This window comes from Sphingobium sp. TomTYG65, from assembly GCF_055395525.1.
The window spans coordinates 958,512-970,013 of record NZ_AP027330.1 but is presented as its reverse complement, the minus strand read 5'-3'; the positions used below and the strand labels follow the sequence as shown (position 1 = coordinate 970,013).

The 11,502-nt window shown below is 59.1% G+C and carries 7 protein-coding genes; 4 read left to right on the top strand and 3 right to left on the bottom strand.

Annotation, left to right across the window (positions count from 1 at the left end; genetic code table 11):
• The first annotated feature begins 56 nt into the window (after window positions 1-56).
• Window positions 57-1,985: a potassium transporter Kup gene (locus tag ACZ5Y5_RS04775; RefSeq protein ID WP_464810041.1), complete on the top strand. Its 1,929-nt coding sequence runs from the start codon at window positions 57-59 to the stop codon at window positions 1,983-1,985.
• Window positions 1,986-2,043: 58 nt separating this feature from the next.
• On the opposite strand, the gene ACZ5Y5_RS04770 is transcribed toward ACZ5Y5_RS04775, so the two are convergent.
• Window positions 2,044-2,508, bottom strand: a complete 465-nt coding sequence (locus ACZ5Y5_RS04770; protein WP_464810040.1) for an Hsp20 family protein — start codon at window positions 2,506-2,508, stop codon at window positions 2,044-2,046.
• A 459-nt stretch (window positions 2,509-2,967) separates the two neighbouring features.
• On the opposite strand from ACZ5Y5_RS04770, the gene ACZ5Y5_RS04765 reads away from it, so the two are divergent.
• Both ACZ5Y5_RS04765 and ACZ5Y5_RS04760 read left to right on the top strand, forming a co-directional pair.
• The gene (locus ACZ5Y5_RS04765; protein ID WP_464810039.1) at window positions 2,968-4,218 is read left to right on the top strand and encodes a lipoprotein-releasing ABC transporter permease subunit; all 1,251 of its coding nucleotides are present in this window, start codon (window positions 2,968-2,970) and stop codon (window positions 4,216-4,218) included.
• Window positions 4,211-4,900 carry an ABC transporter ATP-binding protein gene (locus ACZ5Y5_RS04760; protein ID WP_464810038.1) on the top strand — a complete coding sequence of 230 codons (690 nt, stop codon included), beginning with the start codon at window positions 4,211-4,213 and terminating at the stop codon, window positions 4,898-4,900. Before ACZ5Y5_RS04765 ends, ACZ5Y5_RS04760 begins: the two co-directional genes overlap by 8 nt.
• Here ACZ5Y5_RS04760 and ACZ5Y5_RS04755 read toward each other — a convergent pair.
• The gene (locus ACZ5Y5_RS04755; RefSeq protein WP_464810037.1) at window positions 4,886-6,694 is read right to left on the bottom strand and encodes a sensor domain-containing diguanylate cyclase; all 1,809 of its coding nucleotides are present in this window, start codon (window positions 6,692-6,694) and stop codon (window positions 4,886-4,888) included. The genes ACZ5Y5_RS04760 and ACZ5Y5_RS04755 overlap by 15 nt on opposite strands.
• Before the next feature lie 168 nt (window positions 6,695-6,862).
• Here ACZ5Y5_RS04755 and dnaE point away from each other — a divergent pair, with 168 nt between their 5' ends.
• Window positions 6,863-10,405 (top strand): DNA polymerase III subunit alpha, encoded by a 3,543-nt coding sequence (gene dnaE / locus ACZ5Y5_RS04750; RefSeq protein ID WP_464810036.1) that lies wholly within the window; start codon window positions 6,863-6,865, stop codon window positions 10,403-10,405.
• On the opposite strand, the gene ACZ5Y5_RS04745 is transcribed toward dnaE, so the two are convergent.
• Window positions 10,406-11,473, bottom strand: coding sequence for a PA0069 family radical SAM protein (locus tag ACZ5Y5_RS04745; protein ID WP_464810035.1), 1,068 nt, complete (start codon window positions 11,471-11,473; stop codon window positions 10,406-10,408).
• Window positions 11,474-11,502 lie beyond the last annotated feature (29 nt).

Below are 11,502 nucleotides of genomic sequence, written 5' to 3'. Positions count from 1 at the left end.
CCGCAGGCTACCTTGGCTCGGGTGTCTGACGATCATGACAATTCGGCGTTTGTTCCATGGCTGACCAATTGGCGAGCGGCGTTGCGCATGCCGATGAAGATGAGGGCCAAGGACATAGCCACGCGGGTCAGAAGGCGACGCTAAAGCTGGTCGTCGGCGCGATCGGCATCGTGTTCGGCGACATCGGGACCAGCCCGCTCTACGCTTTCCGCGAAACTTTCGCTGGACATCATCACCTCGCGCTGGACCCGGACCATATTCTGGGCGTGATCAGCCTGATGTTCTGGTCCATGATGCTGGTGGTGACGCTTAAATACGTCACGATCATCATGCGCGCGGACAATAAGGGGGAAGGCGGCAGCCTTGCACTGCTCGCGTTGATCAACGGCCAGACCAAGACGCAACGATGGTCTCGCGGTATTGTGCTGCTGGGCGTTTTTGCGACATCGCTCTTCTATGGCGATTCCATGATCACGCCGGCGGTGTCGGTCCTGTCCGCCGTCGAGGGTCTCGCCGTCTATAATTCGGCGCTCGCTCCGGCGATCCTGCCTGCAGCAGTCATAATTCTGGTCGGTCTCTTCTGGATACAGGGCTTGGGGACCACCCGGGTGGCGACGCTCTTCGGTCCGATCATGCTGATCTATTTCATCACGATCGCGGCGCTCGGCGTCATCAGTATCGTCAAGACGCCCGGCATTCTCTATGCCCTAAATCCTTACTGGGCCGTCATGTTTTTCTTGACCGACCCGTTGCCCGCTTTCCTGGCGCTGGGAGCCGTTGTGCTGGCGGTGACCGGGGCCGAAGCGCTTTATGCGGATATGGGGCATTTTGGGCGGAACCCGATACGCGTGTCCTGGCTCTGCTTCGTTCTGCCCGCGCTGATGATGAACTATATGGGGCAGGGGGCTCTTCTCTTCCGCGAGGGCGCGGCAGCGCTCCACAGCCCCTTCTATCATCTGGCTCCGCAATGGGCCCAACTGCCGCTGATCGCCCTCGCGACCATGGCTGCGATCATCGCCAGCCAAGCCGTAATCTCGGGCGCCTTTTCAGTCACTCAGCAAGCCATCCAGTTAGGCTTCATGCCCCGTTTGCGCATTGCCCATACGAGCGCATCGACTGCGGGCCAGATCTACATTCCCCTGATAAACTGGGGTTTGATGGTCATGGTGATCTTGCTGGTGCTTGTATTCCAGACCTCTTCAAACCTGACCGCCGCCTATGGGATTGCCGTTACCGGCGCGATGTTCATCGACAATCTGCTCCTGACGGTGCTGCTCTACCGCCTATGGCAATGGCGCTGGTATTATTCAGCGCCGCTGCTGGCCGTTTTCTTCCTTGTCGATGGAGCTTACCTCGCCGCCAATTTCACGAAGGTCCCGGACGGGGGCTGGTTCCCTCTGCTGATTGGCTTTGTGGTCTTCACCCTGCTTACGACCTGGTCGCGCGGACGCCGGTTGGTTCAGGATCGGCTGCGGGAGGCCGCCATGCCGATCCCAGTGTTCGTCGCTTCCGCTGCTAACAGCGCGGTGCGCGTTCCTGGTACGGCAGTGTTCATGACCTCAACCTCCAACGGTGTACCTCATGCCCTTCTTCACAACCTCAAGCACAACAAGGTGCTGCATGAGCGCGTGATCCTGTTGACTGTGAAAATCCGGGACGTGCCCGTCGTTGAGGAAGATGGGCGCTGCAAGCTGGAGGATTTGGGCAGGGGCTTCTTTCGTCTGGTCCTGCAATATGGCTTCATGCAGGAGCCTGATGTGCCCGCCGCCCTTAAGAATGTTACTGGCTGCGGCCAGGCATTCAGGATGATGGAAACCAGCTTCTTCCTGGCGCGCCAGACTTTGTTGCCTTCGGCCAAGCCGGGCATGCCCCTCTGGCGGGAAAAGATCTTCGCCTGGATGCTGCGTAACGCGGAAAGCGCGATGGAGTTTTTCCGCCTGCCGACGAATCGCGTGGTGGAACTCGGCAGTCAGGTGGAAATCTGATCTAAAAAAGGGCGTGGCTAGATGGCCACGCCCAAATCTCATCTTTCAATATGGCTGATCAGGCGGCGTCGCGATCGCTGCCGATCTCAACAAGATGACCACCATTGATAGCGATCTTCTTGGGCTTCATCGCTTCCGGGATTTCGCGGACCAAATCGACGGTCAGCAGGCCGTCCGCAAGATCGGCCTTTTCCACCCGCACGAAATCAGCCAGCTCAAAGCGCCGTTCAAAGCTGCGATTGGCAATGCCAACATGCAGGAATTTGGAACGATCCGAGCCAGCATTGTCGTCCTTGCGGCCAACAACCTGGAGCAGGTTCTGCTGAGCGGTGATGTCGATTTCGTCGGCGCGGAAGCCAGCCACTGCCAGCGTCACCCGATAGCGATCCTCCGAAAGCCGCTCGATATTGAAAGGAGGATAATTGTCGCCCTGCTGCAGCCGAGCGTTATTTTCGATCAGGTCGAAAAGACGGTCGAAGCCGACGGTTGAGCGACGATAGGGGGTAAGATCAAAACCACGCATGTCATAATCTCCATCAGAGCAAAATGAACATGCCGGACCCGAAAAGGCATCCGGCGATACGGTGCCCGGCCCCTTAAGGCGGCCGTGCGTCAGTGATATGGTTGGAATGCGGGCGGATTCAAGGGGACTGATGCGGGGTGAATCAAAAGTGCCCGGACCGCGTTTCCACGATCCGGGCACTAATGGACGATTGCTCGTCTCCCCCTTGGCCTGCCTCGACCACTTCTTAGCCCCCTAAGCTCGAAGTGGGATGCAGTATCCCTGAACCACGGCCATTAACCTGTGCTTCGCTGACTTTGCTATGGCTCCGACAGGCTGCTGTCACGGCCTATTTCCGCGGCGGAAAATTTTCCCTCCGCCCCTGTGGCTGAGGTGCAACAATCCGCAATACTTGCCGTTAGATGAGACCCTGCTAGACGGGCAGGATCTCGTCTCACGTAAAAGGCCGTCCGCGCCATCATGATCTTATCTCGATACGAACGCATGATCGCCAAGCGCTATCTGCTGCCGGGCAAAGGGGAAGGGTTCATCTTCCTGGTTGCGGGCATCAGCCTGGCTGCCGTGATGCTGGGCGTTGCCGCTCTCATCATTGTGATGAGCGTCATGAACGGATTTCGGGCAGAGTTGTTCGACAAGATCGTGGGATTGAATGGGCATGCCGTGGTTCAGGGCTATGGCGGACGTCTGCCAGACTGGCGGTCCATCCTGAAGGAGGCGCAGGCGACGCCTGGTGTCACTAGCGCCACACCGCTGATCGAGCAGCCGCTTCTTGGCAGTTTCCAAGGGCGGGTAGAAGCCGTGCTAGTCCGCGGTATGACTGTGCGCGATATCCGCAACAACTCGACACTGAAAGCAAAGGTACTTGCCGGAAGCCTGGATAACTTGACGGCCAATGGTGGCAAGGTGGGTATCGGGTCCCGACTGGCCGAAAATCTCGGCCTACAGCTTGGCGACAGCATAACCATCATAAATCCAGCGGGCAGATCGACGCCGTTCGGCACGGTTCCCCGGCAGGTTGCCTATCAAGTGGCCGCGATCTTCGAAGTTGGCGTTTATGATTATGACAAGGCCTTCGTCGTCATGCCGATGGAGGATGCACAGACGTTGTTGCTGCTGGGTGATGTGGTCGGCATGATTGAGGTTGAAACCGTTGATGCCGATCAGGTGGGCGCGATATTGCAGCCTTTGGCGGGCAAGGTGGCTGGGCGCGCGGTGGTTACAGACTGGCGGCAGATGAATGCCTCCCTGTTCGAAGCGCTGGCGGTCGAACGCGTAGCAATGTTCGTGGTGCTCTCCATCATCGTCCTCGTCGCGGTGTTTAACATCCTCTCTTCTCTGATCATGCTGGTGCGAGCGAAAACGCGGGATATCGCGATCCTGCGGACAATGGGCGCGAGCCGAGCCGGCCTCGTCAAAATCTTCATGACCGTCGGGGTGACCATCGGTTCGCTAGGCATGGCTGCGGGCATGGTACTGGGGTTCACGTTCCTATTCTTCCGCCAGAGCGTGGTGAACGCGATCCAGTTTCTCACCGGGCAGAATCTATGGGATCCCTCCATTCGTTTCTTAACCGAATTGCCTGCCAAACCGGATCCGATTGAAATCACCATAATATGTTTGATGGCCTTGATTTTCAGCTTCCTCGCGACGCTCTACCCCGCGTTCAAGGCCGCCAATACTGATCCTGTGCAGGTCCTCCGCTATGAATGACATTCTGAAGGTCACCGGCCTCAAACGCAGCTTTACTCAGGGTGGCGTGACGATCGAGGTTTTGCGCGGAGTTGATCTGACCGTGGGGCAGGGCGAAATCGTTGCGCTACTAGGCCCCTCGGGTTCCGGGAAATCGACACTCCTTCAAGCTGTTGGGTTGCTCGAAGGGGGGTTCGACGGATCGATCCGGATCGATGGTCAGGAGGCCGCGCGGCTCGACAATGACGGACGAACCCGATTGCGCAGGGACGCCCTAGGGTTTGTCTATCAGTTCCACCATCTGCTGCCGGACTTCAACGCTGCGGAGAACGTCATTTTGCCGCAAGTCATCCGCGACACCGACATGGATGCGGCAAGTCTTCGCGCGGAATCTCTCCTTACGTCATTGGGGCTTGGCCATAGGCTTGACCATCGCCCAAGCCAGCTTTCCGGCGGCGAGCAGCAGCGCGTCGCGGTTGCCAGAGCCCTGGCCAACCGGCCGGCCCTAATTCTAGCCGATGAGCCTACAGGTAATCTCGACGAGCGGACCGCCGACGTAGTCTTGGCAGAGTTCCTGCGGCTTGTGCGGGAGGAAGGGTCAGCAGCCCTGGTCGCCACGCATAATGAACGGCTTGCGGAGAAAATGGACCGCGTGGTGCGGTTGCATGAAGGCTTGCTGGAAGAGGCGTCAGGCTTGGGCTGACATATCGTCCCGGACTGTAGCGACTACGATCTGATTGCGGCCTTGTGCCTTCGCACGGAGGAGGGCCGCGTCGGCAGTCTGAACTAATGCTCCAGGCTTGCCATGATCGGGATAAACGGCCAGCCCGAACGATGCGGTTATTGGGCCAAGCTCCTGACGGCCATGCTCCACCTGGAGCCTCTGAAGGCGGTCTTGAACCTGCTGCGCGCGGGCAAAAGCCTGATCCAGGGAGAAGCCTGGCATCAGCAGTACGAACTCTTCACCTCCCAGGCGGAAGGCATAGCCGTCCTCGCGCAGCGAGTCTGCCAGCACGCCGCCGACAGCCTTGAGCACCGCATCTCCCGCATCATGCCCATATGCGTCGTTGAAGCGTTTGAAAAGATCGATATCGACCATGAGGCAGGCGAGGGGTGACTGGTTACGGCTGCTGAGCGCCACCTCCTCCTCAATCGCCATGTCGAAACGCCGCCGGTTGGCCAGTCCCGTGAGAGCGTCCACCATAGCCATCTCGCGCAGTGCATCGCGAAGCCGAAGGTTGGCGAGGGCCAGACCAATATTCTCGGCCAGCATTTCCAGATATTTTTCCGTTCTCTCGATCTGATCGTTGGCGATGTTTTCCGGTTCTTCAAAATAGAGCAGCCCGATGGTTTCGCCCTGCGCCGACAAGGGAATGCAAATGCTTCTAGCGCTGGATAGTTCTCCCAAATGATCGCAGGCAATGTCGATCATGTTTCCTGCAGGGCGGTGGATCTGGCCACGGCGTAATGCCCAGCAGGCAGAGGGTGGAAATTCTTCTCCCGACCGAAGGGGGGATAGCCAATCACATGCCTGGCGCACGGCATTACGGCGAGCATCATGGATATAGAGCCGTCCAGAGAAGCCGGGCGCGATCTCAGGAGCGAACCGTCGGACCACATCGACGAGATCGGAACTGCTGTCACAGCCCTGCAGGCGCTGTGTCATTCGTGAGAGAAGGTCGCGCATGATACGATCGGCGTCGCGTTCCTTCTCCAGCCTCTGCCGCTCCAATCCATTCTCACGGAAGATTCGGATCGCCTGAGCCATGTCGCCGATCTCGTCGACATGGGAAAATTCGGGTGGGGTGGCGGCAAAGTCTTGCGCGGCGAGGCGTGTCACCACATCGCTGAGGCGAACGACCGGGTGCAAAATGCGCTGCTTGAGAATGAAATAGAGAACGCAGAGGAAGAGCAGTGCGGTGGCGCCGAGCATGATCTCAGACATGGTACGCCACTGACGGGCAGTGGCGGTGGCGCGCGCTATCGCCGTTTCAGTGCGTTGATCGAGCATGTACTGGAATTTGCCGATCTGGGCGGCGATCCGGTCCAATTCCCGCCCATATTCGTCACCGAACAGGATGGTAAGGGCAGTATCCCTATTTCCCGCTTCTGCAGCATGGATCGCCGCTTCCTGTTCGTCCGTGAGTGCGTTGGCCCAATGCAATGCATCACGAAGGGCGGCGAGTTCAGTTTCTGTCGCGCCTGCGTCCTTCAACTGGCTGATGCGGTGCTCTACGGAGCGGAGTGCAGCCTTCTCCCGGCGATACGCGATTATATGAGTCGGATCGGCGGTTATGGAAAAGGCTCGCGCCTGTTCGGTCTGCCGGTAACTATCTCCGAGGAGCGTTGAGGTAAGCTGATCGAAAACCGCCCGTCGTTCGACGGCTGCGCGTTCCACCTTTTCGGCACCAGACGCCATCAACATGGTCGTGCCGGACGCAAGGGTCAGCAAAACGGTTGCGCCATAAGCCCAATTGGTGATCGTCGACAAACGCATGCGCCGCCAACTAGTGGTGAGAAGTTGGAGATTGCTTAATGCGCTGAAAAGCTGGTTCAAAAGCGTGATTGAACAGCAGCGATCGAAAGTTGGCGGCAGAAACGCTTATCCACAGCATTCCATATGAAGGGCTAGCATCGAATCGGCTGTGCAGCCTATCACTGCACCATGCCTCATGCCGGTTTCGTCCCCCTTCGCATTTTTTCCTCTTTCACCATGTTGGAAGGTGCGATTGAGCCCAAGAAGATCGCCAAGCAGGCGCGAGCGCTGGGCTTTCCTGCCGCGGCTATAACGGATCGCAATGGGCTTTATGGCTCGATGGCTTTTTCCGACGCCTGCAAGGGTGAAGGGGTTCAGCCAATCATCGGCGCGATGGTGGGCATTTTGCGGCCCGGAAGGCCCTCCAATGCTGCTCCCGTGCATGATTGGATCGCTCTCTACGCTCAGGATGAGACCGGATATGACAATCTCTGCGCGCTGGTGTCACTCGCTCACCTCGACCGGCCCGTTGAAGAAGTGCCCCACATCACCTTTGATGCGCTCGAAGGCCGAACGGACGGGCTGATCGCGCTCAGCGGGGGTGCTGAAGGGGCGCTCGCCCGCTTGTTCGCCGAAGACCAGCCCGATGCGGCGCTGGATTATGCCAGCAGGCTTGAGGCGCTATTTCCCGACCGACTTTACATTGAGATTTGCCGTAGGCTCGACCCCATTGAAGGGAAAGCGGAGGCCGCGCTGCTCGACCTCGCCTACAGCCGTGACCTGCCCTTGGTTGCTACCAATCCGACCTGCTTTGCCGAGCCTCACTTCCACGAGGCGCATGACGTCATGCTCTGCATCGCGGACGGCGCCTATGTCGAAACACCTGATCGCCGGACCAGCTCGCCCGATGCCTGGATGAAGCCGGCGGCCGAGATGAAGCGCCTGTTCGAGGATCTCCCCGAAGCGCTGGCGAACACGCTTTTGGTCGCGCAACGGTGCGCCGTCGCCGCGCCGAAGCGCAAGCCAATTCTGCCAAGCCTCGCCGGCGATATTGAAGGCGAAGCTAAGATGTTGCGCGAGCAGGCGAGGGAAGGGCTTGAAGCGCGCCTAGCGAAGGCCGGTATCGTCGATGACGAAGCCCGAACGCCCTATTTTGATCGGCTTAAATTCGAAACCGATATCATCATCCAAATGGGGTTCCCTGGCTACTTCCTGATCGTTGCCGACTTCATCAAATGGGCCAAGGAGCAGGACATTCCTGTGGGACCCGGTCGTGGTTCCGGCGCAGGCTCTGTCGTCGCCTGGGCGTTGACCATCACCGATCTCGATCCGCTGCAACTGGGGCTCCTGTTCGAGCGCTTCCTCAATCCCGAACGCGTATCGATGCCCGACTTCGACATCGATTTTTGTGAAACGCGGCGCGGTGAGGTGATCCGCTATGTTCAACAAAAATACGGCGTCGATCACGTCGCACAGATCATCACCTTCGGTAAGCTGAAGGCCCGCGCCGTGCTGAAGGATACCGGCCGCGTCCTGCAGATGAGTTATGGCCAAGTCGATCGTCTCGCCAAGCTGGTCCCGAACCATCCCACCGATCCCTGGACGCTGGAACGAACGCTCAACGGCGTCGCCGAGTTCAAGGCGGAATATGACAATGATAGTCAGGTTAAGCGGCTGATCGACTATGCGATGAAGCTGGAAGGATTCCCCCGCCATAGCTCGACCCATGCCGCAGGCGTCGTGATTGGAGACCGGCCGCTTTCCCAGCTTGTACCGCTCTATCGCGATCCGCGCTCCGACATGCCCGTGACGCAGTTCGACATGAAATATGTCGAAGGGGCCGGTCTCGTGAAGTTCGACTTTCTGGGCCTGAAAACGCTGTCCGTCTTGCAAAAGGCGGTGCAACTGCTCGCGGGACGCGGGGTGGAGGTCGATCTCAGCAGCCTGAGCTGGGACGATCCGGCGGTCTATGAACTATTGCAGCGTGGCGACACGGTCGGCGTCTTCCAGTTGGAATCGGAAGGTATGCGCAAGACACTTGCCGCCGTTCGACCGACGAATTTCGGCGACATCATCGCGCTTGTGTCGTTGTACCGCCCCGGGCCGATGGACAATATTCCGATGTTCGGCCGCCGCAAGAACGGCCAGGAAGTCATCGAATATCCCCATATTCTGCTGAAGCCGATCCTCGAAGAGACCTACGGCATCTTCGTCTATCAGGAACAGGTTATGCAGGCCGCGCAGATCCTGGCCGGCTATTCGCTGGGCGACGCCGACCTTCTTCGTCGTGCCATGGGCAAAAAGATCAAGGCGGAGATGGATGCGCAAAGGGCGCGCTTCGTCGATGGCTGTGCGAAGAGCGATATTCCAGCTGCCAAAGCGAACGAACTGTTCGATTTGATCGACAAGTTCGCGGGATATGGTTTCAACAAATCTCACGCGGCCGCCTATGCGCTGCTCGCCTATCAGACTGCGTGGCTGAAGGCGCATTATCCGGCCGAGTTTTATGCCGCCTCGATGGCCTTCGACATCCACTTGACGGATAAGCTGACGGTCTTCGTCGATGATATGCGGCGCATGGGGCTCAACTGCCTAGCGCCGGACATCAACCGCAGCCTTGCCGATTTTTCTGTCGAGCCCGTCGAGTATGACGGAGAAGATACTCGCTTGGGCTTTGCCGTGCGCTATGCCTTGGGTGGGCTCAAGGGCGTGGGTGAAAAGGCGATGGAGCAACTCGTCGCAGAGCGGGATGCGGGCGGGCCGTTCAAGTCGCTTGACGATTTCGCCGATCGTATCGAGCCGCGCCTGCTCAACCGCCGGCAGCTTGAGAGCCTAGCTGCGGCGGGAGCATTTGACGGCATTCACGCCGACCGTGCAGGCGTCCATGCTGCGGCGGATACCATCCTGAGCGTTGCGGCGAGCGCAGCAGAAGCGCGGGAGAGCGGGCAGGGTGGTTTATTCGGCGATGTGGAAACACCTCATGCCGACGTGCGCATCCCACCGCATCAGACTTGGTCAACGGCCGATCGCATGGCGCAAGAGAAGGACGCCTTCGGCTTCTATTTCTCCGCCCACCCGGTTGACCGCTACCGGCATCTGGCAGAAGCGCGGGGTGCGAAAAGCTATGGCGCGATCTGCGCGGAGCCAGTGGCAGAGGGCGGGCGTGCCAATGCGGTCATGGCGGCGATGGTGGAGGACGTCCGCTGGCGAGAAACCCGGCGCGGGGCCCGCTATGCTGCGGCGACCTTCTCTGACAGCAGCGGTCAGTTTCAGGCTAGCTGCTTTGAGGAAGACGCCTGTAGGGCCATCGAGGAGATGGCGCGCGAAGGTGATTGCGCGTTGTTGATGGTGGAACTGGATCGCATGCCGGGCGAGGAAACGCCTCGGGTTACCATCCGCGGCGTGGAGCAGTTCCATCAACTCGCCAGCGCGTCGCGCATGGAACTGGTCGTGGACGCTCAAGACCCGGCTGCGGTCGAGGCTTTGGCGCAACTACTATCGAGTGCCAAAGGGGGACGGAGCGAGGTGTTTTTGCGTGCGCCGATTGCTGGAGAGAAGGCGGCGCGGCTGTTCCTGGGAGACGATTATCTCATCGGCGCTGATCAGGTGGACGCTATCGCGCTGATCCCCGGGATGGTCATTCATAGCTTTGAACGGATGGAGCCGAAAGCGGACGGCTATCGCGCGCGGACCCGCCGGTCGGGGTTTAGGCTGATCGCGGCCACCGCCTGATCATAAGAGTTGAAGTTGTGGCCCCTGCGGAGGGCGGAACAGATCGGTTCGGAGGGTTAGCCGCTCGCCGGAGAAGCCAGCCCGCTTTCGCGCTTTGATGAAGCGGGTCCTGATGAGGTCGGCCCAGACTCCCTGACCGCGCATTCGGGTACCAAAATTCGGATCATTATCGCGTCCGCCCCTGATTTCATGAATGATGTGCATAATACGCGCGGATCTGTCGGGATAATGTTCCTGCAGCCAAGCGCGGAAGAGGGGGGCGACTTCGTGAGGCAGGCGGATGGGGATGAAGGTGGCGTCGCGGGCGCCTGCTGAGGCGACGGTTTCGATTATGGATTCGATTTCGTGATCAGTGATGGCCGGGATGATGGGCGACACACTGGCGACGACGGGGACACCTGCAGCGGCTAACTGACGGATCGCTTCGACGCGGCGGAGGGGGTGGGCTGCACGGGGTTCGAGGGTGCGAGCAACTTTCGGGTCCAATGTCGTGACGGAGACCATGACCGCAACGAGGCAATCGCTGGCTAGTTGGGTAAGGAGGTCGAGGTCGCGCAACACGCGGTCCGACTTGGTCGTGATGAAAAGTGGATGACGGCATTCCGCAAGTAATTCAATGCACTGCCGCGTGATCTTCCAATCTTTTTCTATCGGCTGATAGGGATCGGTGTTGGTCCCCATGGCAATTGGTGAGACAGAGTAGGACGGCTTTGACAGCTCCGCCCTGAGCAGAGCTGGAGCGTCGGGCTTTGCGAATAATCGGGTTTCGAAATCCAGACCGGGCGATAGGTCATGATAGGCGTGGGTGGGCCGTGCGAAGCAATAGATGCAGCCATGCTCACAACCCCGATAGGCGTTGATCGATTGTGCGAAGGAGAGGTCGGGCGACTTGTTCCGGCTGATGATGGTGCGGGGATGCTCGATCGTCACTTTAGTCCGGCGGCGGGGCTTTGCCCCGTCGATAAGTTCCAGCGCGTCGAGCCAATCGCCATCGGCGATATGTTCGGCAAGATTGAACCGGCGGCTTTCGCCGTTCAGCGTTGCACCTCGTCCTTTTTCCGCAGCCATAGGAAATTAGAACATAAAGAGAACATAAG